Origin of the sequence: Bacillus sp. EAC (assembly GCF_002156875.1) — a bacterium.
GTDB lineage: Bacteria > Bacillota > Bacilli > Bacillales > Bacillaceae_G > Gottfriedia.
Map to the genome: position 1 here is coordinate 598,103 of NZ_NCSY01000004.1, position 22,145 is coordinate 620,247.

Annotated in this window: 19 protein-coding genes and 1 riboswitch; of the genes, 11 read left to right on the forward strand and 8 right to left on the reverse strand. The window is 33.5% G+C overall.

From position 1 onward, the window contains the following. Positions 1–344: 344 nt before the first annotated feature. Positions 345–803 carry a 2,4'-dihydroxyacetophenone dioxygenase family protein gene (locus B7R65_RS10145; RefSeq protein ID WP_256941249.1) on the forward strand — a complete coding sequence of 153 codons (459 nt, stop codon included), beginning with the start codon at positions 345–347 and terminating at the stop codon, positions 801–803. A gap of 205 nt (positions 804–1,008) precedes the next feature. Beyond that, the gene (locus B7R65_RS10150; RefSeq protein ID WP_088042641.1) at positions 1,009–2,523 is read left to right on the forward strand and encodes a long-chain-fatty-acid--CoA ligase; all 1,515 of its coding nucleotides are present in this window, start codon (positions 1,009–1,011) and stop codon (positions 2,521–2,523) included. 212 nt (positions 2,524–2,735) lie between these two features. Here B7R65_RS10150 and B7R65_RS10155 read toward each other — a convergent pair whose 3' ends face one another. Beyond that, positions 2,736–4,196 carry a spore germination protein gene (locus B7R65_RS10155; protein ID WP_088042642.1) on the reverse strand — a complete coding sequence of 487 codons (1,461 nt, stop codon included), beginning with the start codon at positions 4,194–4,196 and terminating at the stop codon, positions 2,736–2,738. Positions 4,197–4,847: 651 nt separating this feature from the next. Between B7R65_RS10155 and B7R65_RS10160 the strand changes: the two genes are divergently transcribed. The 4 genes from B7R65_RS10160 (at position 4,848) to B7R65_RS10175 (ending at position 8,161) form a co-directional block, all read left to right on the forward strand. Continuing rightward, complete coding sequence (locus B7R65_RS10160) at positions 4,848–6,329, forward strand: amino acid permease (RefSeq protein WP_088042643.1); 1,482 nt, start codon at positions 4,848–4,850, stop codon at positions 6,327–6,329. 166 nt (positions 6,330–6,495) lie between these two features. Further along, the gene (locus tag B7R65_RS10165; RefSeq protein WP_088042644.1) at positions 6,496–6,684 is read left to right on the forward strand and encodes a DUF305 domain-containing protein; all 189 of its coding nucleotides are present in this window, start codon (positions 6,496–6,498) and stop codon (positions 6,682–6,684) included. An 11-nt stretch (positions 6,685–6,695) separates the two neighbouring features. Continuing rightward, positions 6,696–6,950, forward strand: coding sequence for a spore coat protein (locus B7R65_RS10170; RefSeq protein WP_088042645.1), 255 nt, complete (start codon positions 6,696–6,698; stop codon positions 6,948–6,950). 470 nt (positions 6,951–7,420) lie between these two features. Continuing rightward, entirely contained in the window at positions 7,421–8,161 is a 741-nt protein-coding gene (locus tag B7R65_RS10175) for an alpha/beta fold hydrolase (protein ID WP_256941255.1), read from the forward strand. A gap of 93 nt (positions 8,162–8,254) precedes the next feature. On the opposite strand, the gene B7R65_RS10180 is transcribed toward B7R65_RS10175, so the two are convergent. Then, complete coding sequence (locus B7R65_RS10180; RefSeq protein ID WP_088042647.1) at positions 8,255–10,546, reverse strand: glycosyl hydrolase family 18 protein; 2,292 nt, start codon at positions 10,544–10,546, stop codon at positions 8,255–8,257. 328 nt (positions 10,547–10,874) lie between these two features. On the opposite strand from B7R65_RS10180, the gene B7R65_RS10185 reads away from it, so the two are divergent. Continuing rightward, on the forward strand, positions 10,875–11,825 hold the full coding sequence (locus B7R65_RS10185; RefSeq protein ID WP_088042648.1) for an acetamidase/formamidase family protein: 951 nt from the start codon (positions 10,875–10,877) through the stop codon (positions 11,823–11,825). 281 nt (positions 11,826–12,106) lie between these two features. Here B7R65_RS10185 and B7R65_RS10190 read toward each other — a convergent pair whose 3' ends face one another. Further along, the gene (locus B7R65_RS10190) at positions 12,107–12,985 is read right to left on the reverse strand and encodes a 5'-methylthioadenosine/S-adenosylhomocysteine nucleosidase (protein ID WP_088042697.1); all 879 of its coding nucleotides are present in this window, start codon (positions 12,983–12,985) and stop codon (positions 12,107–12,109) included. A gap of 183 nt (positions 12,986–13,168) precedes the next feature. Further along, a riboswitch (purine riboswitch) is annotated at positions 13,169–13,273 on the reverse strand. A 305-nt stretch (positions 13,274–13,578) separates the two neighbouring features. Between B7R65_RS10190 and B7R65_RS10195 the strand changes: the two genes are divergently transcribed. Both B7R65_RS10195 and B7R65_RS10200 read left to right on the forward strand, forming a co-directional pair. Continuing rightward, complete coding sequence (locus tag B7R65_RS10195; protein ID WP_088042649.1) at positions 13,579–14,541, forward strand: NAD(P)H-dependent glycerol-3-phosphate dehydrogenase; 963 nt, start codon at positions 13,579–13,581, stop codon at positions 14,539–14,541. Between the two features lie 393 nt (positions 14,542–14,934). After that, complete coding sequence (locus tag B7R65_RS10200) at positions 14,935–16,032, forward strand: glycosyltransferase family 4 protein (RefSeq protein ID WP_088042698.1); 1,098 nt, start codon at positions 14,935–14,937, stop codon at positions 16,030–16,032. A gap of 57 nt (positions 16,033–16,089) precedes the next feature. On the opposite strand, the gene B7R65_RS10205 is transcribed toward B7R65_RS10200, so the two are convergent. From B7R65_RS10205 to B7R65_RS21735, 4 genes are read right to left on the reverse strand one after another with little or no spacing between them, the layout of a single operon-like run. Next, entirely contained in the window at positions 16,090–17,253 is a 1,164-nt protein-coding gene (locus B7R65_RS10205) for a Ger(x)C family spore germination protein (RefSeq protein ID WP_088042650.1), read from the reverse strand. After that, the gene (locus tag B7R65_RS10210) at positions 17,240–18,343 is read right to left on the reverse strand and encodes a GerAB/ArcD/ProY family transporter (protein ID WP_088042651.1); all 1,104 of its coding nucleotides are present in this window, start codon (positions 18,341–18,343) and stop codon (positions 17,240–17,242) included. The genes B7R65_RS10205 and B7R65_RS10210 overlap by 14 nt, the downstream gene beginning before the upstream one ends. A 27-nt stretch (positions 18,344–18,370) precedes the next feature. Further along, positions 18,371–19,939: a spore germination protein gene (locus B7R65_RS10215; RefSeq protein WP_088042652.1), complete on the reverse strand. Its 1,569-nt coding sequence runs from the start codon at positions 19,937–19,939 to the stop codon at positions 18,371–18,373. Between the two features lie 6 nt (positions 19,940–19,945). Continuing rightward, positions 19,946–20,071 (reverse strand): hypothetical protein, encoded by a 126-nt coding sequence (locus tag B7R65_RS21735; protein ID WP_088042653.1) that lies wholly within the window; start codon positions 20,069–20,071, stop codon positions 19,946–19,948. Between the two features lie 154 nt (positions 20,072–20,225). Between B7R65_RS21735 and B7R65_RS10225 the strand changes: the two genes are divergently transcribed. After that, on the forward strand, positions 20,226–20,429 hold the full coding sequence (locus B7R65_RS10225; RefSeq protein ID WP_088042654.1) for a hypothetical protein: 204 nt from the start codon (positions 20,226–20,228) through the stop codon (positions 20,427–20,429). A 338-nt stretch (positions 20,430–20,767) separates the two neighbouring features. Here B7R65_RS10225 and B7R65_RS10230 read toward each other — a convergent pair whose 3' ends face one another. After that, positions 20,768–21,667 (reverse strand): LysR family transcriptional regulator, encoded by a 900-nt coding sequence (locus B7R65_RS10230; RefSeq protein ID WP_088042655.1) that lies wholly within the window; start codon positions 21,665–21,667, stop codon positions 20,768–20,770. A 183-nt stretch (positions 21,668–21,850) separates the two neighbouring features. Between B7R65_RS10230 and B7R65_RS10235 the strand changes: the two genes are divergently transcribed. Next, positions 21,851–22,057: a TetR/AcrR family transcriptional regulator gene (locus B7R65_RS10235; protein WP_088042656.1), complete on the forward strand. Its 207-nt coding sequence runs from the start codon at positions 21,851–21,853 to the stop codon at positions 22,055–22,057. Positions 22,058–22,145: the final 88 nt, after the last annotated feature.

Sequence of the window (22,145 nt, forward strand, 5' to 3'; positions counted from 1 at the left end):
ATTAACTTGTAGGAAATGTATATTAATTTCTAAGAAGAGAAATCGTTTACTTCTGTTACGTGATATACAAAAGATTAATTTACGCGATAGCATAGGTGAATCATAGAAATTGCTTTTTTACGTAATGTAATTTCAGAAAATTTAAAAAACTTATGTAGTGAGATTGATATCATTAGTTTTTACTAGCTGGAAGAGGAGAATTGTTTGTTGATTACTAAAGTTCAGCTGATGCTAGATTTATCACGGGACAAGCAATTGCAATTGATGAAGTAGTTACTGATGGTACCTCAAAAGGTGTCTAGTATAAAAAACAAAAAAAATTGAAAATGAAAGAGGGAATTAAAATGGCAGAATATCCATTATTAGAATCAGTTTACATGAACCCGGAGGAATTACCATGGATTCCATGGATGGAAGGCGTTCAATTTAAATTATTAAAAGCAAACCCAATTAATGGTCAATTTTTTGTTTTATTACAAGCATCAAAAGGTGCAGTAATGCCTGCACATTATCATCATGGTACAGTTATTGTTTATACGATTCAAGGTGCATGGAACTATGAAGGTGAAAACTGGGTTTCTAAAGCAGGAGATGTCATTTTTGAACCAGCAGGATCACTGCATACTCCACAAATGCTAAGTGAAGAAGATGTAATTGTTTTAAATATTTTAGATGGATTATTAGACTTCCAAGACGATGAAGGAAACTCAATTTTAAAATTAAATTGGATAGCTGCTATTGATATGTATAAACAATATTGTGATGCAACTGGAACAGAATTTAAGGATTTAACAAAGTTTTAATTTTTGACTAATATAGAAAATCAGTTAACCCCTCCTTTTATTAAAGGGGGGGTTAAAGATTTTAGAGACTTATATAAAAGATTTTTTTTTATAGGTTTTTAATAAGCTACTGTTAACCAAAAAGATTCTTGTATTTTCATAATTGACTTTATGAGTTTTAAAAACTGAAAAGTATCATTTATTTTTAGAATAAGAGGAGGGTATTATGAGTTACAATTTAAGTGGAAATTTAAAAAATAGTGCAACATTGTATCCTGATCGTTTGGTATTTACATTTTTAGATCAAAGTGTAACATATCAAGAATTAGATGTAATGGTTGATAAAGTTGCAGCAGGATTATATGAAAATGGTATAGGAAAAGGCGATCGAGTAGCGCTGGTACTTGGAAATTGTCCTGAATTTGTGATTGCATATTATGGAATTCTACGCACTGGTGCATCAGTCGTGCCAATTAATCCGATTTTTACTCCTCGAGAAATTACTTACATCCTATCAAATAGTAAAGCAAAGGCAGTTATTGCAAGTAGTGGATTAAGTCAATTATTGTCAACGTTAGTAAATAAGCTAGAAAATTTACAAATGGCATTCTACACTGATTCATTTAATTCTTATAATAGCTGGGATCAGCTACTCCAAAGTTCAGATAATGAGTTTGTTCAACCTTCTATCGATGAAAATGATCTTGCGGTTGTTTTATACACATCAGGTACAACAGGAAATCCAAAAGGTGCAATGCTTTCTCATAGAAATATGGGATCGAATGCAGAAACTTTTGCAGAATTCTTTGGTTATACACAAGATGATCGAATTATCGCTACTTTACCAATGTTCCATGTATTTTGTATGACGGTTTGTATCAATACCCCTATTAAATGTGGAGCACACATTATTATTATTCCTAAATTTAATCCTACCGAAGTAGTTAATACAATAAGAAGAGATAAAGTAACTTTGTTTGCTGGTGTTCCGACTATGTATAGTTTTATGTTGCAGGTAACTGATGCAACAGCTGAAGATTTTTCTTCTATTCGAGCATGTTTCTCAGGAGGGGCATCATTACCACTTGAATTACTTAATCGTTTCCAAGAAAAATATAAAGTCGATATATTAGAGGGCTACGGTTTATCTGAAACAGCTCCTATCGCTACATTTACTCCGCTAAAAGGAATTAGAAAACCAGGTTCAGTTGGTATAAATATTCCAAATGTGACTAATAAAGTTGTTGATCCAAATGGTTTAGAAGTACCTATCGGGGAAGTTGGAGAATTAATTATTCAAGGACCAAATATCATGCTAGGTTATTTAGAAATGCCGGAAGCAACATTTACTTCTATAAAAGATGGTTGGTTTTATACAGGTGACTTAGCAAAGATGGACGAGGATGGCTATTTTTATATAATCGACCGTATAAAGGATTTAATCATTGTAGGTGGTTACAATGTTTATCCAAGAGAAGTAGAAGAGGTTTTATATCAACATCATGCAGTAGTAGAAGCAGCTGTAATTGGAATTCCTGATAGCAACTTTGGAGAAAGTGTGAAGGCATTTGTCGTATGTAACGATCAAAATGTTTCTGTAGAAGAGATTTTGTTATTTGCACAAGAAAGATTAGCAAAATACAAGCAACCAAGAGAAATTGAAATTTTAACTGAACTTCCAAAAAACAGTACGGGTAAAATTTTAAGAAGAGCTTTACGTACATCGGTAGAAAGTAAATAAGTGGTTTACGGGAATTGTTTTCGCAATTTTCACTCTTTTAAATTATTTGTTTTTAAGTCCATTTCAATAAGAAAAAACAAATCCGAGTAATGTAAAAACTATATATAAATTTAAAGCCGTATACTACACATTTAGGAATCTCGTCTACTAATAAAAAAAGATCTTCAATTGAAGATCTTTTTTTTTACAATATTCAAATTGATTACTTTGATTTACTCCTTATCGTCATGTGGATATTCGTGCGGACTGTTAGTCATTTTCTTTAAATTTCCACGATAAAAAACATCTTTAAATTCTTGTGGTCGAAAAGGAATGATAGGTGCTAAATAAGGAACACCTACTGACCGTAATTTAGCCATATAAATGATTAAAAGGACAAAAATAATTCCCATTCCAGTAAAACCAAAAAAGTTTCCGACTAATAAAAATATGAATCTTAATGGATGTAATGCTGAACCAAGTCCATTTACAGTGACAAGAAAATTTGCAAGAATTGTTAGACCTACGACAACGAGACTTAAAGGGTGAATTAGTTTTGCATTGACTGCTGTTTCACTCAGAACGATTGCTCCTACAAGTGCAACAGTAACTACAATTTCTTTTGAAACTCTAACAGATGCGATCATAACCATTTGTAAAATTACAAGAAAGATTAAGACTTCAAGTATTGCAGGTGGGAGTGATTCTGCCTCATTAAACAGTTTTTTTTCAAATTTTTTAGGAAACCAATCCGTGTGGAATCTTTCAATCGCTAAATACACCCCTGGTAAAAAGATTGTAAAACAGAATGAAAGAAATGTAATGAGACGATTTGAGTAACGTCCAGATTTTAAATAATAATCATCTGGAGATTGAAAGTGCTGAAAAAAAATAGCGGGAACAACCATTGCATTTGGTGTACCGTTAACTAAAATGGCGATTTTCCCTTCATATAGGTTTGAAGCCACAGTGTCGGGTCTTTCTGTGTTAAAAGTTAAAGGGAAAAAGGTTTTCTTTCTGCCTTCAATTGCATCTTCTACCATTCTAGCTTCGAGTACATAATCTATTTCAAGAGTAGATATTCGTTTTTTGGTTTCTTCTAACACTTCCTGATCGACTTTTCCATCTACGTAGGTAATAGCGATGTCTGTTTTTGAAAAAGTTCCAACTTTTAAAATTTCTATACATAGATGAGGAGTTTGAACCATGTTTCTAATTAAATTGATGTTTACTTTAAGTTGCTCACCAAATCCTTGCATTGGACCTACAGCAGTCCTTTGTGCCAGGGATTGTTCAACATTACGTTGCTTCCATTCTGTTGTTTCTGCGAGGATACCACATCCAAAACCATCGAATAAGACGAGTGTTTTCCCTTTTAATATGCCTTGGATACATGATTCAAATGATGTCACGATTTCAACCAAGCTCGAACGGATATGGCGAAAAGATAAATCTTCCATAAAAGTATCCCTTTTTAGATCTGAGGATTCATTTAATGCTAAGAGTGGTGTGATAATACATTCTTGAACAAAGTCTAAATTCACAATGCCATCGATAAAAAGTAGACTACCTGAGTAATGGCCTAATTTAATTGTTCGAGTAACCAAGTCTGATGAATGATGAAAATACTCTCGAAGAATCGTCAAATTTTTGTCTATATGCAATGTTAAATTCATTGTTTCATGATTGATCATAAGTAGTATACCCTCATTGTCTAAACAGAATTATGCAATAGAGTTAGCTTGTTATTTTTTCAACATTTTTATGTACCTAACAATCCTGTACCTCGAAAGATAAAGCTGAGAAATGAATAATGTTTAGGTAAATTAAAATTCGGAATTAAGTTATTTAACAAAAGTATGTGTAATTTCAAAAAGGGAAGCACATTAGTGAGTTTTTTAACTTATTTCAATCTAAATAAGTAGAACTAAATAACTCTGAAAAATCTAAATGATATAAATATTCCTTCTTTTTTTTGTCAAATTATGATAGTCTTTTTTATAGAAAGGCCCTGTTAAAGCTTAATGTTGAAATGAAATACAATTGAGAATTTAGATAAAATCTCTAGTAGTCTCACGTACTTTAGCGCATTTCAACACTCTTGAATAGGAGAGCCGATAGGTAAAAGTAGTAACTTGTTTAATTTGCTCCCAACAATACGTGAAAACGCTATCATGAAGGGTCGGAGAATAAACAATCATAAAATGTAGAATTTTAAAGGAGGTTAGTTTTTCTTTATTACACCATCAAACATCCGGTCTTATATTATGTACAAGCATTTTATTTAGCATAGTCGTCTTAATAATAATTATAGAATAATATTTCATGAATAAAGAGGTGTATATATGCAAAATACGAACCGTCAATCAAACAATTTTCGACCTTCTCAACCTAAAAAAGAGCAATTAGAAAGAAAGCTAAAAACGCGTCATTTAACAATGATCGCAATGGGTGGAACAATAGGAACTGGTCTTTTCTTAGCAAGTGGAACAACCATTCACGATGCAGGCCCTGGTGGAGCCCTTGCAGCTTATTTAATTGCTGGAATTATGGTTTATTTCCTAATGACAAGCTTAGCTGAGATGGCATCATTTATTCCAATTTCAGGTTCTTTTAGTACTTATACAGGTAGATTTGTAGATCCAGCTCTAGGTTTCGCAGTCGGCTGGAATTATTGGTATAACAATGCAATCATTTTAGCACTTGAACTTTCAGCGTCCGCATTGATTATGAAATATTGGTTCCCAAATGTTCCTGGAATCTTATGGAGTGCTATATTCCTTGCTCTAATTTTTGGACTTAATGTCTTATCCGTTAAAGGATATGGTGAATCTGAATTTTGGTTTTCAATTATCAAAGTTGCAACTATCATCATTTTTATTGTGGTAGGAATATTAATGATTTTTGGCATTATGAACGGTCAAGCTGCAGGACTTGAAAATTTCACAAAAGGTGAAGCACCATTTAAAGGCGGATTTTTATCAATCTTTAGTGTCTTCATGGTTGTAGGATTTGCTTTCCAAGGGACTGAAATGGTTGGGGTAGCAGCGGGAGAAAGTGAAAATCCTGAAAAAAATATCCCTAAATCAATCAAGCAAATCTTTTGGAGAATTTTATTATTTTACGTTTTAGCGATATTCGTAATTGGCTGTTTAATTAGTTATAATGATCCGAATCTACTGGGTGGAGATCTTGAAAATATTGCAATAAGTCCATTTACACTTGTATTCAAGCACGCTGGACTTGCTTTTGCAGCTGCGGCAATGAATGCAGTTATTCTAACGTCTGTTTTATCAGCAGGGAATTCAAGTTTATATGTTGGTTCGCGAGTTCTATGGGTGCTGGCTGAAGAAGGCAAAGCTCCTAAATTCTTGAAAAAAGTAAATAAAGGTGGCGTACCAGTAAACGCGTTATTTGCAACGACACTTATCGGAATGCTATGTTTCTTAACTTCTTTATTTGGAGATGGAACTGTTTATTCTTGGTTACTAAATGCTGCAGGATTAGCTGGTTATCTTTCTTGGTTAAGTATTTCTGTTACTCATTATCGTTTCAGAAAAGCATATCGTGTACAAGGAAGAGACTTTAAAGATTTACCATATGTTGCAAAATGGTTCCCATTAGGCCCAGTTTTGGCAACAGTCTTATGTTTAATCGCAATGCTTGGGACGAATTACGGGGCTTTTATCGGCGATAAGATTGACTGGTATGGCATCGCGGTTTCGTATATTGGACTACCATTATTCATCCTAGGATACCTAGGCTATAAAGTTATTAAAAAGTCAAAAATAGTTCGATTACAAGATGCTGATTTCAGTAGAGAATAAATAATATGAAGGTATCTCATTGGATGGGATACCTTCTTTTATATTTATAGCTATACTTTATTAGAAATTTATTATTTAAAATTATATATTAATCCCATTTAAGCGAATATTTTTACAGTATTTAGGAAAATTAAAAAGGTAATTTGTACGAAAGGAGACAAAAGCAGTGAATCATTCATTAACTGAACTTGAATTAGAAAACCTTCGTCATATTATCGGAGGACATGGAACGATTGTGAATAAATTAGAAGCTTATGCAGAGCAATGTTCTGATCCAGAATTAAAATCTATGTTACAAAGAGATGCGCAAGCAGCAAGGCAATCACAGCAACAACTATTAACTTTTCTAAGCTAAGGAGGAACACTATGTTACAGGATAAAGATATGGTTAATGATTACTTAGCAGGAATAAATGCTAGTTTATCAAGTTACGCGGGATTTATAAATGAATCAAACAACTCTGAACTAAGACAAACTTTAATTCAATTGCGAAACCAAGATGAAGGTCGCCAGAGAACATTGTATAATTACGCATTAGAAAAAGGATATTATAAGCCGGCAGCACCAGCTTCACCGGAGATTGTCCAACAGTTTAAATCTCAGTTAACTTCAAATCAGTAATTTTTTTAATACAGAAATAAATTGTGTTTATCTTCAGGAAAAGGCTCAAACCAAAAGGTTTAAGTCTTTTTTTTTCTGTTTTCATATACTTTGTTGTAGTATAAATGGAGTATTTTCGATTTCCACTTCAGGATGCTTGCTTTTAAGTGGGGAGGGCGATGAGCCTCCTCGGCTTGCCTGCCGAGGTCTAATCTGTCAGGATACTCCCACAAGAGTCTCACACCATTCGTTCATCATCTTCTTTATTTATAGTTTGCTTTAAAAAAGAGCTTTTTTGTCTATTAATTAAAAGAGTGGGGAACTCTTTGGCAGAAAACAATATAGTATGATGAATAAATTAAAGTGCAAAAAGATAAAATTGAGAAGGTACATCACTTTAGCTATTGTAAAAGTAATTAGTTTTAAATCTAAATATAAGAATATGGATAGGAGTTGAAACAATTATCGATAATAAAATAGCTTATACAGATATTGGTAGTGGGAATACAATACTTTTGATTCACGGTTTTATGGGTAGTCATCTTTATTGGAAAAAAGTAATACCAGTTTTGGCAGAAGAATTCCGTGTAGTTGCAATTGATCTACCAGGGCATTGTGATTCAGCAAACATAACTGAAGAACCAACAATCGAAAGTTTCTCAGATTTAATTAAGGATTTGTTGGATAGCTTGAACATTAAGCAATCAACTATGTTTGGACACTCCCTAGGTGGCTATATTACACTGGCATTTGCAGAAAAATATAGTCATTATTTAAACGCCTTCGCACTAATACATTCTACTGCTTTACCGGACACTGAAGAGGCGAAGAATGGTAGACTAGCAACAATTGAAAAAGTAAAAAAAGATGGCGTGCAAGGTGTAGTAGATGGATTAGTACCAAAGCTTTTTTCACCATTACATCTTCAGAAAAATAGTCAAGATATTGAATTAGCAAAGGAAATTGGATATAAAACTTCAGTTGATGGGACAATAAATGCATTATTAAGCATGAGGAATAGACCGGATCGAAATCATGTACTTGAAAGCACAACATTACCAGTCCTATTATTAGCAGGTAAGGAAGATCAAATTATTCCTTCTGAGAAAACCTTTTCTGTAAAAAAAGAAAATATAAAGCAGTCAATTATAGTAGATTCTGGGCATATGAGTATGCTTGAATCACCTAAACGACTTATTAAGGAGATGAAGGATTTTTTAGCTTCAATCTAATTTTTTAGAATTAGATCTCCTGCCTTGGAAGAATAAAGGGATGTTCATTAGTCTATAAAACTGACTAATGAACATCCCTTATTTCCTTATTTTTTAGTTCCCCGTTACAACAGCATTTTGAATCTGAGGAGAAGAAGCACCGCTTCCACCACCGCCGAACGATACTGTTCCCCCAGCAGCGATGACAGAATTCCAACCAGCACTTTCAATCACGTAATGGTTTCCAGTTTTACTTACAATCTTTGCATCCCATATTGTTGTAATGTTTCCAGTGTAATCAAATTCCAATCTCCAATTGTTTATTGGAGCCGTTCCATTGTTTTTTATTTTCAAATCATAATTAAAGCCTGTTCCCCAATCAGATGAGATTGTAAATGTTACATTTACTTGTGAAGTCGTTCCGCCTTGTGTATTTGTTTGAACGGTAATAGAAGTTGGTTGTGATGTGTTGCCAGCGGCATCTTTTGCTGTTACTGCAAATGTATAATTTGTATTGGCTTGCAGTCCCGTTACATTAATGGAAGTTGCAGTAGTTGATAGTTTCGTAGAACCATAGGATATTTCATAGCCGGTGACACCTACATTATCAGTTGCAGAAGTCCAACTTAATTGAACACTATTAGTTGTTTTACTTGGTGAGCTCAAGTTTGTAACAGCAGTTGGTGCCTGTGTGTCTGTACTTTGAGCATTTGTTTTGACTGTAATACTAGCTGCCTGAGACGTATTACCTGCCGCATCTTTAGCGGTTACTGAGAATGTATAGTTTGTATCCGCTTGCAATCCAGTCACATTCAAACTAGTTGTGGTTGATGTTAGTTTAGTAGAACCATAAGAAATCTCATAACTAGTGACACCTACATTATCAGTAGAAGCAGTCCAGCTTAGCTGAATACTACTAGACGTTTTACTTGGAGAGTTCAAGTTTGAAACAACAGTTGGTGCCTGAGTATCTGGTGGAATACTTACTCCACCGCCCAATAAATCAGAAGCCAATTTATCGATAAGTTTTGGCCCTGTACATGTATATTTTGAACTAGTTCGGCAGTCAGAACTTAGTTCCCAGAACATTCCACCTGCTAGGCCTTTTGATTTTATATAATCAGTTTTATAACCGAAAGACTCAGTGTCATCGTAAGTCATAAACACTCCAGTGGAGGCATTGTATAGGAACGGTACTTTTGCTGTGTTATTCCAATATCGAGTAAATCCATTTTTATTTACATAATTTGCTGCGATGTCACCATAATCAAATACTCCAGTAGCCCCCGAAGAATAATCATCCCAAGTTCCCATTGGTACAGTGGTTCCATCAAATCCAGGCGTTATTGATTGATATTCACCATTATTAGCATTTGCAACACCTTTCCAAGCACGCCCATAGAAAGGAAGCCCCATGACTAGCTTATTCATTGGAACGCCAGCTTGAGCATAACGAGTGACAGCTTCATCAATTGTAAATCCTAAGTTTTTATCAGGATCATTTGGAACAGGATATAATGCAGCATTGTGATTTGTTTTCGTATCCCATCCACCATGGAAGTCATAGGACATTAAATTGATCCAATCAACAGTTTGTGAAATCTTATCTAGTTCAGTGTTGGTTACATAATTTGCGCTGACACCAGATGCGATTGTTAATAAATAATCTTTCCCATCTTCAAGTTCAGCTTTATTTAATTCAGTTCGGATTGCCTGAAGTAAAAGAGTGTAATTTTGCTTATCGGAAGGATGATATGAATTACCTGAAAGTCCTCCACTAACTGGATATTCCCAATCAAGATCTACTCCATCAAATCCGTATGTACGGATGAATTCAACTGCGGATTTTGCAAAAACAAGACGAGTTGCAGGATCAGCTGCCACGTCAGAGAAACGATTACTCCAAGTCCAACCACCGATTGAAATGATTGTTTTTAAATGTGGATATTGAACTTTTAAGTCATTCAGTTTTCCAATATTTCCGCATTTTGCTTGTTCACAATCAGACCAAATTTTGCCCGGATAAGATTTACTTACATCTGCCCAAGGTTCTCCAAGCACAATCGTTCCATTTGGTACGTCTTTATTTTGTAGAGGAACAGTCGAATCTTTACAGTTCCATGTAGCTTTGTTTGGGCTATCAGGGGACGGATTCCCATGTATTCCATTCCAACAAATGTCTGCAAATGCATAATTAATATGTGTCAGTTTTGATCCATCAATGTTTTCAACCTGAAAATTCCGACCATAAATTCCCCAAGAAGGAAAATACCCAATAACCTTATAGTTTGGATTACTGTCAGCTTTAGCAACTAGAGGTCCAGACATATTACCAAAAAAAGTGGAGAGCAATAAAGCAGTTGTGAAAAAAATGGATAACCAAGAACTTTTTTTCTTTCTTTTCATACATTTACCCCTTCCGATTTAAACTTATTAAGTGACTTTATCAACAACTAAATTTATGTACTAGATTTTATACGGAAATTCAGATAAGTTAATTTGGATAAGTCGTTGTACACATTTTCTAGTTGTCTATATATTTGTAATTTCGTTTTAATTTTTTAGACCTAACTTTTTACTTGCTTTTTACAAATAATTCCAATTGACTAGTTCTTAGTTTTAAATTTTATGTAGGTTTATTTATGAAACAAGGAAAATAATCCTTCATGCAGAAATAGTTAGTAGAAGGAATTCATACCAAATACATAACTGTAGAGCAGAAAAGGAGATAATAATGTCAGAAACATATAAAGTTAAAACTTCCAATCAACACTTGCATGCATCTTTTAGCAAGGAGCATCACCCAATCCTGACAATTCGTTCGGGAGATTCAATCGAGTTTGATACGATTGATATCGGCTGGGGGGTTACTCATGAAGATGGAGAAAGAACTAGATTTGAATCAAGAGAGAAGGAACTTGAGAAAGAATGGGGACATCCAATCGTGGGACCATTTTATATTGAAAATGCTAAACCAGGAATGACGCTTGAAGTAAAAATAAATGAATTAAAAACGGGATGGTATGGTTGGAATTGTGCTGGTGGTAAAAGTAACTGGCAAAATAATATACTAGGAATCTCGGAACAGCCTGAAGTGACAATTAATTGGGAAATTGACGAAGAGAGTAAAACTGCTAGATCACGCATTAAAGATCAGGTATTTTCGATTCCACTTCGACCATTTTTAGGTGTTATGAGTACAGCACCGAGTGAAGCTGGAGTTCATTCTACAATCCCACCTCGATATTGTGGAGGAAACATAGATTGTAAGGAACTAGTTGAGGGTAGTACTCTTTATCTTCCAATTGCTGTAGAAGGTGCATTGTTCTCTGCAGGTGACGGTCACGCGGCACAAGGAGATGGAGAAGTATCTGGCCAAGCAATTGAATCTCCTTTTGATCATGTGAACCTTACACTAACAGTGAGAGAAGATATTAAACTAAAAATGCCACGAGCAAACACGCCATCAGGGTGGATCACATTTGGTTTCGATGAAGATTTAAATAAAGCAACAGCAACAGCGTTAACTGAAATGATAGAGTTAATTCAGGAAATCTATCATATTGATAAAACAGAAGCAGTTGCATTGGCAAGTGTTAGTGTGGATCTCAAGATTACTCAAATTGTAAACCGAGTTAAAGGTGTACACGCTATTCTGCCACACTATGACAATTTTTCTTCATAAATAGAATCTTAATTTCATAGATCTCATAAAAACAAGAAAGTGATTGGAGCGCAAGGTGCGAGACTTCTGTGGGAGTAGTGGCATAGGTGAGACCCCACAGGCGTGTATGCGCTAAAGGAGGCTCAGCGCCCGCGACACGGAAAGCGAGCATCATGGAGTGGAAATCGACGAATTTCCTTTATTAAATAGCAACAAAGTTTACGAAAACTACTTAAAAAAAGCCTAATTTCTCGGTAGTGAAAGTTCGAGAGATTAGGCTTAAATTTATTTATCATCTTAAATTATTTAGAGTTCATTGAAATATATTTTTTAACTACTTCAAATACATATTCCTGACATGCTGTTGCAGTAGTTGGATTGTATGCCCCACCATTTACTTTATTGTTAGATAGTACACGGATTCCTAAAAATGCTACATTATAAGCTTTAGAAATTTGGGCTGCTGAAGCACCTTCCATTTCTTCTACAGAAGTACCATATTTTGTGTGGAACCACTTAATTCGATCAACTTCATTATTCCAAACATCTGCAGAACCGATTGTACCCTCAACAACTTTACCTTTTGTATATTTATTTTTAACTGCATTAGCAGCTTTAAGTAAATTTTTATCGCCTTCGTAGAAACGAGGTTTTTCAGCGTTAGGGTCTTCACCCGCGCTTCCTTCAGAAGCCATTAAGTCCATAGGTTTCCAAATAGTCGGATCGATTCCTTGATCTTCACCTTTATTTGCTGTTTTTAATGATCCAATATTAGTCGTTCTTTGACCTAGTACAATATCAAAAACATTTAAATTAGGGTCATGACCACCAGATGTACCTTGGTTGATAATTGCGATTGGATTATATTTCTCAATAGCAATGGCAGTAGCTGCTGCTGTATTTTCCATTCCCTTTCCTGTCTTTTCAACAATTACAGGATAATTATTTAACGTACCTTTGTAAAATATAAAACTTCCTGATTTTATTTCTTTCACATGTTTTAATTTTTTCGCAAATGCTTCTGCTTCGATTGGCATCGGACCTTGAATAATAATAGGTCTTTTAGATTTTACTTTTGCAATTGCCTTGTTTGAGTTTGAACTAAATCCTACAACTAACGATAATAACAAGACAGTAATAACTCCTAATAAAATGAAATCTTTCACCATTTTATTTTTCATTACTAATTTCTCCTTCATTGTAAATTCCCCCTTGATGATTTTATACTCGAAGATGTGTTCCAATGAAAAAAGTCTAGAAAATGTAGAATGACTTCTACCTTCTAGACCTACAAAAGTTAAAGTATAGAGAATAAAGCAAAGTATTAAATGCTTAATCATAAAATGTCTTCGGTAAAAAACCGAAAAGCATATACTTTAACTCGTAGTCCAGTTCTTTCATTGGGAACCAGGTAGAAACGCTCAGGACCATATTACCGAGCATATACGAGTAATGATATATAAGATTATTACCTTATTAATATAGCAAACTTATTTTGCTATTACAATTAAAAACTGAACATTTTTTATATATTTATAATAAAATGTTCGGTTTTTCAAATTTTTATTAGAATGTTATGTGGGAAAAGTAGTGTGGAATTAGAAATAGATGATTTGAATTAAAATAAACAGCATAAATAGATTGCAGGAAGTAGGTGATTATAAATAGAATTAATTGAAGAGATAGTTAAATAAATGGCAGCAAAATGTGTTGATACGAAAATATCATCAAAGTATTTTAATAAAGACTAATAATATAAAGAGGAAGATAAAATATGAATATTTCAGTTTTAGGTTGCGGAAGATGGGGAACTTTTATTGCATGGTATGTCAATAAAGTAGGGCATAATGTGACGTTATGGGGAAGAGAATCATCTAAAAATTATACAGGGTTAAAAGAAAATAGAAAAAATGACTATCTCATCCTTCCTGATGAAATAGAATTAACCAATTCATTAGAAAATGCGATTGCATTTGCAGATATAGTAATCATTTCAATCAGTGCGCAAGAATTACGTTCATTTGCAAACCAATTAAATGCATTAAATGAACTACAAGGTAAAACGTTTGTCTTATGTATGAAGGGATTAGAAGCTGCCAGTGGTAAACGATTATCCCAAGTATTTAGTGAAGAGCTTGGTAAGCATATTAATGTAGCAGTATGGGTTGGCCCCGGTCATGTACAAGATTTTGTTCGTCACATACCAAACTGTATGGTGATAGGTTCGGATAATATAGAAGTGACAAAAAAAATTGTAAAAGAGTTTAATAGTGATCTAATAAGGTTTTATTATGGGCAAGATCTAATCGGTAATGAAATTGGTGCTGCTACCAAAAACGTAATGGGAATTGCTGCGGGAATGCTAGATGGATTAAATTATAGTAGTTTAAAAGGTTCCTTAATGGCCAGAGGAACAAGAGAACTTTCTCGTCTTATTAGGGCAATGGGAGGGAATGACCTTTCGATTTATGGCTTAAGTCATCTCGGTGATTATGAAGCAACATTATTCTCTGAACATAGTCACAATCGAAAATTTGGTCAAGCTTTCGTTGAAGGCAAAAGATTTGAAAAATTGGCTGAAGGTGTTTCAACCGTTAAAGCACTTAATGAATTATCATTACAATATGACGTTGAACTTCCAATCTGTCATGCAATATACGAAATATTATTTGAGAATAAAAATGCAAAGGAAACGTTAGAAGAATTATTTTTAAGACCAGTAAGATTCGAGTTTTAACGAATGATTGATTATATCATGTTTTCAATCAGTCTGAATCTCATTTTTTTGAACTCTGTATTTACACTGAAATGAGTACCCAAGAAGGGTACTCAATTTTTATTTAGTTTAAATTCTCGATCGACTCGACCTCTACTTAGTATTCATTCATATATTATTTTTTATTATCATATTAACGTCAGCTATTTCCTTATTTTACTAGTCCTTCTATTGTCTATTTGGTAGATTCGCCGTTGCTAATTATGAACAAATTCATAGATTAAAAGGAGGTCAACGGACTAATAATTAAGAGACTTTGACTAGTACAATAGGAAGGAGATGACTCCAATAAAAATCGCATTAATTTGCACAGAAAAGTTTCCTGTTCCCCCTATAGGTGGAGGGGCTATTCAAGTGTTAATTGACGGAGTAGCATCACATTTAAGTAATAATCATGAGTTAACGATATTTGGCATTACCCATCATAAACTACCCGAACTAGAAACAATTAATGGGGTTGAGTATATACGGGTCCCAAAAGAGAATTATGTGTTTAATATTGGCATTGAATTAGCAAAAAAACGTGCGAAGATGGAATGTTATGATTTGATTCATGTGTTTAATCGACCAAGGGATTTATTAGTATATAAGAATAGTATGCCTGAAAGTCGATTTGTCTTAAGCCTTCATAATGAAATGTTTAACGAAGGAAAAATCTCCATAGAAATGGGTAATTTGGTCATTAAGGCGGTCGATAAAATTATGACGATTAGCGAATATATTGAACAAACTATGATTACAAGATTTCCCACAGCTAAAAGAAAAGTAAAAACAGTTTATTCTGGAATTGATTTAGACCTGTATAAGCCAATTTGGGATAATGATGTGCAGTTAATAAGAAAAGAACTTCGTCAAAAATATGGGGTTGACGAGAAGCGGGTCGTTTTATTTGTAGGAAGACTAAGTGCTGTGAAGGGTCCAGATATCCTTATTAAAGCGATGCACCAAATTATTGAGAAGTATAATGATTCTGTTTTAGTCATTGTGGGTAGCAAGTGGTTTAGCGAAGACCGTGTAGATGAGTATGGAATAAAACTTTATGAGTTATCTGGAAAACTTGGTAAAGACAAGGTAGTCTTCACTGGATTTATCGCTCCGAGCGAAATCCCTTCCCATTTTTTAATCGGAGACTTATTTGTATGTAGTTCGCAATGGCAGGAACCATTAGCAAGAGTCCATTATGAAGCGATGGGCACAGGATTACCTATTATTACTACGAAACGTGGTGGAAATGCGGAAATTATAAAACATCTAGAAAATGGTTATTTAATTGAAGATTATACTAACTCAGATGCATTTGTAGAGGCTATTACTTATCTATTTTCAAATAAACAGGACGCTGATAAAATTGCAAAAGCTGGGCGAGCTTTTGTAGAAAAAAATTTTGGATTTTCGCATGTATCAAATCGATTAGAAAGTCTTTATATAGCTGCAACTAAAGTTAAAAAGTAAAGCTACTCTATACAAAAAAGCTTAAATCCAATGAATAAAAGGTTTAAGCTTTTTTTTCTATTTATTTTTTTTCTTTCCAATCATTCCATAATCCTTAATTGTAATATCAACATCATATTTAATAGAAGCTTTCGTAAATTTTTCATCCCAATTATTTTTTAGTTTATTCCATTTTCTAGGGTATTTTATTCTTAATTGGTTACCGAAACCTGCAACATCAATTTTAAATTCTTTTTGCATTCTTTTCGTAACATCTTCGACTAGACTTTGTATTACATTTTCTGTATTTTTCTCTATCTTTTTTATATTTTTTTCATTAAATAATGGCCTTAAATGAGGATTCCAATATTCAGCAACTCTACCTTCGGATTCTATCTTTACATCAAAAGATAGTTTGTCACCTTTTATATGAGGTATAATTTTGCTTTTCATAGCTTCAATTTGATAATACGTTGGTCCATCTGATTTATTCTTAAATGCTTTAACTGTACCACCCTTTCCTTGACCAGTAATCCAATTTATACCTTCTACTTCCTGGGTATTAATTGTACCGATCATCTTGTTGGTTTTTCCTTTGAATAATGCAGCACCAGTAAATCTTACACCTTCTTTTGTTGACTCTAGAAGTTGAAGGAGGAAGCTTGAACTAGAATTCATTAATCCTCCAATCTTTATTAAAGAAGATTTATTTACTATTTCAGAAGTTAAAGATTCATTTGCAATTTCAGCTATACGCAAAGAAGGGATGACATTAATTTCTTTTGTTTCTAAAGCCTGTCCTGCATTACCTTTTGCAATAAAAATAAGTGTACTACCTCTAATATCAATATCTCGATAATACAAGTCTGTAATTTCACGTAATTTTCTCTCTCTAGCAAGTTCGTCACTAATTAAGACAACTTTTTGATGAGAACCAAAAATAAATCCTTCCCTACTTAGTGTTGTTTCCCAGCCTGATGGTTCCAATGAAATCCCTTTACCAGCAACGTTAATATATGGTTTTTGAGAATTCGAGACGCCATTTTTAGATTCCATTGCTTCAGGAATAACATATTGGAGAGTAGACTTTATTTCTCTATTTGGTTCTATGTCAAGTGCTGAACCTACAATTATATTAAGATCTTCAATAGGCTTATTACTCCAACATCCTGAAAGAAGAAGTAGTGCAATAATATTTAGGATGACAATGAGGTAAAGTCGCTTAGATTTACATTTTCCCATCGAATTTTTTCCTCACAAAAGTGATTAATATTAATAAAAGTGGTAATAAAAAAAATAAATAAAATGCACTATTTCCTATCATATCTGCCAGTTTCATTGTTTCATTTATATCTTTAGGTATCATGGCAATGATATAAATAACTGGTAACGTTCCAAAAATAAATGGATGGATCCTTCTTTTTTTAAAAATTTGAGCCAAACCAAGAGTAGAAATATAAAAGGCAATTATAAATGTAGCGAATATTTGCATAATCCAAATAACAAGTAGTAATGAATCGAACCTTTCTGTGAATAGACCTGTTATATCATAGCTTCGAACATATGTTAGAACGGGCCAAGTCTGTAATAATACACCATCGACGGAGAAAGCCCCAATAACTGCTATAACAGTTATTGTATAGAAGATAAAGGGTATCCCTATACCGAAAATAATACTTTTAGTAACTTTGTTTTTTTCTTGCATAAACGTAAATATAAACAGTATAATTTCAAAACCCGAAAATGAAAGTGAGGTAGTTTTTATACCTTTTAGAACTGGCTTAATGCCCATACCTAATACTGGGCGTAAATTATCTATTTCAAATATACCAAATCCTAGAAAAATGACTAAAAGAAAAAAGAGAAAGGTAATAGGAAAGATAATTTCGAGCATTCTTGCCATGGGATTTATACCACCTAAGACTAGATATAGACCAATCCACAAATATGGAATTGTAATAGCCCAAGTAGGTGTTCCTTGCAGTAAAAACAATCTAGTTGTTTCAGCCATTGCTCGAACTTCAAGAGCCGATAAAACAATATAATAAATTATGATTATGATACTTAGTAAGATACCTAACCATTTACCAATAATTTTTTGATTAAATTGATAAAATGTTTCATTTGGATATTGTTTACAAAGCCAAACGAGCATAAAGACTAAAAGCATAATTATTAACCCACTTAATATGATTGATATCCAACCATCAGGTGTTTTAACTTTTTCAGTAATTGCTCTTGGCAAAATTAATATTCCAGCACCTAGAATGAAATTTACAAAGAACATTATTGTTTGAGAAGTTGAAATGCGATCTATTGGGCTGGAACTCATTAGATTAATAATCCTCCTTTCATTAAGTTACTTCATTCGATTTGGTTTTTTAGATTGTAAACTTTTTGGACGAGTTTTCATCATGAACAGAGGCGCTCTAATGACAAAATCCTTCCAATCACCTAATCTTAAAGGTGCGGCAGGGCTAACATATGGTACGCCAAAGCTTTTAAGCTGTACTAAATGACTGCAAAGTAAAAGGAAGAATAAAACAACCCCATAAAGACCGAACACACTTGCAAAAAGCATGGAAACGAAGCGAAGCATTCTAAGCGCAATTCCAACATTATATTGTGGTAGAGTAAATGAGGATATAGCTGTAACGGCAACAACGATTACCATGATTGTACTAACTATGCCTGCTTCAACAGCAGCTTGCCCAATTATTAAGCCACCAACAATTCCAAGAGATTGCCCGATTGGTTTAGGTAAACGAAGCCCTGCTTCTCGTAAAACTTCAATGGAAACTTCCATAATGAGTGCTTCGATTAATGGAGGAAATGGTACGCCACCTCTAGTTGCGGCAATATGGAAAACAAGCTTTGTTGGAATTAATCCTTGATGAAACGAGATAAAAGCAATATAAATAGATGGTCCAAATAACGCGATAAAACAAGCTGCATAGCGTAATACTCGAATTAAAGTTGAAGCAATCCATCTCTCGTAATAATCCTCAGGAGATTGTAATAGCATTTGAAAGGTAACAGGTGCAATTAATGCAAATGGAGAGCCATCTAAAATAATAGCAACTCTACCTTCCATCAATGCACTCATCACTCGATCAGGACGTTCTGTACTTTGAACTTGTGGAAAGGGACTTAAATAATTGTCTTCTATTAATTGTTCAATATAGCCGGAATCCGGTACAGCATCAATTTTTATCCGTTTAATTCTTTGTTTAACTTCTTTTACTAATTGAGGATCAGCTAAATCTGACATGTAAGCAATGACAAGATCTTTTTTTGATGCTTCTCCAATCTGAAACCCGACAATTGATAAATTTGGATTTTTTCCACTTCTTCGTAAAATTGCAGTATTATCAGTTAAGCTTTCTACAAATCCAATTCTTGGGCCACGAACAACTGCCTCTGAATCGGGCTCAGTAATATCTCTCGATTTTGTTAAGCCATCACCAATTAAAAAACATTCTGATGAGCCGTCTATTATTAAGGCAATTGAGCCATATAAAATACTTGTTATGATCTCTTTAGAAGAACTACTCTCTTTAATCGTACAAACTGTTAATGATTGTTTCTTTATATATTCTTTAATCATTTTCGGTTTTAAAGAGTATTCTTTCTCCTTTTCTTCTTGGTCTGCAATTGAAGATAAACCAGACATTAACTCACTCATAATATGATTTTGAATTAATTCAGTATCTGAAAGCCCATCAATAAAAATGATTGCTAGACCAACAGTGGTTTTACCCAAATCAAACTCTCGAAACTTAACATCAGAATTATGCCCGATTTCATTCTTTATAAGCTCCAGATTTACATTAAGTTCAGTAGATAATTGGCCAATTCCGTTGGTAGATTGTTGTGAATTTAAATCCTCTGATTCCATTTGGTTTTTAATGGATCTCCATCGTTTCATGTAAACTCACTCTTTCTCCATTTGATGAACCCATTTAAAAAACTTCCAAAAACCTACAGGAACGATGAAAGTAATAAAGGCTTGTATAAAAACTGGATAATCAGGAATAAATGAAAGGATTTTTCCGAACATAAAGCGCTCACCTACAGTTAGTTAATAAAATATAAAGGTATTATTTCCTATTAAGGATAAATTAACCATTTTGAATGATAAAGTTACTAATCAATTCATGCACCTTGAATATTTTTTTTCATAGCCTAGAAATGATGAATAGGGGGAATGCAAAATGGCATGGCAGCAAAATATTCAATATTTAATAGGAAAACCTGTAGGGGTTTCATTAATGAACGGACAGGGAGTAACTGGCGTATTATGTAATGCTTATAATGGGGAAATTTATTTAATGGAATACTTGTATCATTCTCAATTTGCAATGAAGCATTATTCGTTTCAAATGATTCAAGATATTCATCCGTTTCCAAATTGTTAATATGTAAACTTTGAACAAATTGATCAAAAATAGAGATTGTTTTCGTAAACTATGTAGCTATTTATGAAGTATCTTAGTTGATTTACACTCCAGGATACTCGCTTTTTAGTGGGGCGTGAGGTGAGCCTCCTCGGCATGCGCCTGTGGGGTCTCACATGTCCCGCTACTCCCACAGGAGTCTCGCACCTTCCATTCCAATCAACTTCTTTTCAATATCATCCTTTTTAATAAATCTTTTAATAACAAGAATCTTATAGAAAGAGCCTTTAGAAAAGTGTCAAAATAAAAAAACGATTATTTCTTTTATAAGGAATAATCGTTTTTTTATGTAAATGAATTTAATTATCATCTAAACCAGAAGAGATTTTCTTAAAGTAATCGACTACGAATTTTTGGAAATTTTGTGCGGCTAATGATAGGTACCTACTTTTTGACCAAGCAAGTCCGATTGTAAGTTGACAAGTTGGTTCGATAATTCGGATACGCTCTTGTAATTCGTCTGAAACTCTATTCCAATCTAATGCTGGCATGAATGCCACGCCTAACCCTTGATTTACTAATCTTACAATAGCAAAAGGTTCATCTACCTCAAATGAAATATTAGGGACAAATCCTACATCCAAACAAAATTTATCTGTTAATTCTCGAAATCCATATCCAGCATTTAATGAGATAAAAGTTTCGTGTTTTAACTCGCTCAAGTGGATAGATTCTTTACCAGCTAAATAATGCCCAGAAGGAACAATTAAGTAAATATCTTCAGTAATTAAGGGGGTCCATTCGATATCAGGGTCTTCAAAAGGAATTGATGAAATACACAAATCAATTTCACCATCATCAAGTTGTTTTTTCATTGTAGAAATGGGTTTAATAACTTGGCGGAAATGAACATCTGGATATTCAGATAAAAAAGCACTCATCAGATCAGGTAATATTTTTGATATAGATGAAGCTAAAGTAATACTCCCTTTTTTTAAACTAGCGAGATCTTCTAATTCTCTTCTTCCTTCTTCCAACTCCATTAAGGCATTATCTACTCTACTAAGAAATGCTTTTCCAAAGTTATTTAATTTTATTTGCCTCCTTTGCCGATCGAATAAAGGAACGCCTAAATCGTTTTCAAGTCTTGTAATTGTTTTACTTAATGATGGTTGAGCAATTTGTAATTCTTCAGCTGCTTTTGTAATATGTTCAAGTTTTGCGACTGTTTGAAAGTATTTTAGTTGAAGTAATTCCACCGTTTTATAGCACCTCGTTTATTTAATATATAGACTTAATGGAATGTATACATTGATTATTATGTATTATACATCATGTATTTATGATTTTATAATGAAATAGTACTTACAAATAATCTTTTAGGAGTTGAATCAATTGAAAGTAGCCATATTGGAGGTGTCAATTATTAGGAGATGGAACACATGAATCAAAAAAATGAAGATCCTCGTGTGACAAGAACGAGAAAACTTATTATCGATGCATTTGTTGCTTTAATAAATGAAAAGGACATCAATTCGATTTTTGTGAAAGAAATAACAGATCGAGCAAAAGTGAATAGGGCAACTTTTTACAGGCATTTCGACAATAAACATGAATTATATAAAAGTACTTATAATGTAAAAATTTAATTTGTTTAATTGTTTATGAAAAAAGAGGATCATTATTGGAGAAGTCGAACTAAATTTTCTTTTTTATAAAGAAAATAATTAACTATTA

Excerpts from the sequence above, each read along its gene's own strand:
- B7R65_RS10235 (WP_088042656.1), top strand. The coding sequence starts at position 21,851 with ATGAATCAAAAAAATGAAGATCCTCGTGTGACAAGAACGAGAAAACTT.
- B7R65_RS10170 (WP_088042645.1), top strand. The coding sequence starts at position 6,696 with ATGTTACAGGATAAAGATATGGTTAATGATTACTTAGCAGGAATAAAT.
- B7R65_RS10145 (WP_256941249.1), top strand. The coding sequence starts at position 345 with ATGGCAGAATATCCATTATTAGAATCAGTTTACATGAACCCGGAGGAA.
- B7R65_RS10160 (WP_088042643.1), top strand. The coding sequence starts at position 4,848 with ATGCAAAATACGAACCGTCAATCAAACAATTTTCGACCTTCTCAACCT.
- B7R65_RS10180 (WP_088042647.1), bottom strand. The coding sequence starts at position 10,546 with ATGAAAAGAAAGAAAAAAAGTTCTTGGTTATCCATTTTTTTCACAACT.
- B7R65_RS10215 (WP_088042652.1), bottom strand. The coding sequence starts at position 19,939 with ATGAAACGATGGAGATCCATTAAAAACCAAATGGAATCAGAGGATTTA.
- B7R65_RS10210 (WP_088042651.1), bottom strand. The coding sequence starts at position 18,343 with ATGAGTTCCAGCCCAATAGATCGCATTTCAACTTCTCAAACAATAATG.
- B7R65_RS10150 (WP_088042641.1), top strand. The coding sequence starts at position 1,009 with ATGAGTTACAATTTAAGTGGAAATTTAAAAAATAGTGCAACATTGTAT.
- B7R65_RS10155 (WP_088042642.1), bottom strand. The coding sequence starts at position 4,196 with ATGATCAATCATGAAACAATGAATTTAACATTGCATATAGACAAAAAT.
- B7R65_RS10195 (WP_088042649.1), top strand. The coding sequence starts at position 13,579 with ATGAATATTTCAGTTTTAGGTTGCGGAAGATGGGGAACTTTTATTGCA.
- B7R65_RS10185 (WP_088042648.1), top strand. The coding sequence starts at position 10,875 with ATGTCAGAAACATATAAAGTTAAAACTTCCAATCAACACTTGCATGCA.
- B7R65_RS10225 (WP_088042654.1), top strand. The coding sequence starts at position 20,226 with ATGGCATGGCAGCAAAATATTCAATATTTAATAGGAAAACCTGTAGGG.
- B7R65_RS21735 (WP_088042653.1), bottom strand. The coding sequence starts at position 20,071 with ATGTTCGGAAAAATCCTTTCATTTATTCCTGATTATCCAGTTTTTATA.
- B7R65_RS10205 (WP_088042650.1), bottom strand. The coding sequence starts at position 17,253 with ATGGGAAAATGTAAATCTAAGCGACTTTACCTCATTGTCATCCTAAAT.
- B7R65_RS10190 (WP_088042697.1), bottom strand. The coding sequence starts at position 12,985 with ATGAAAAATAAAATGGTGAAAGATTTCATTTTATTAGGAGTTATTACT.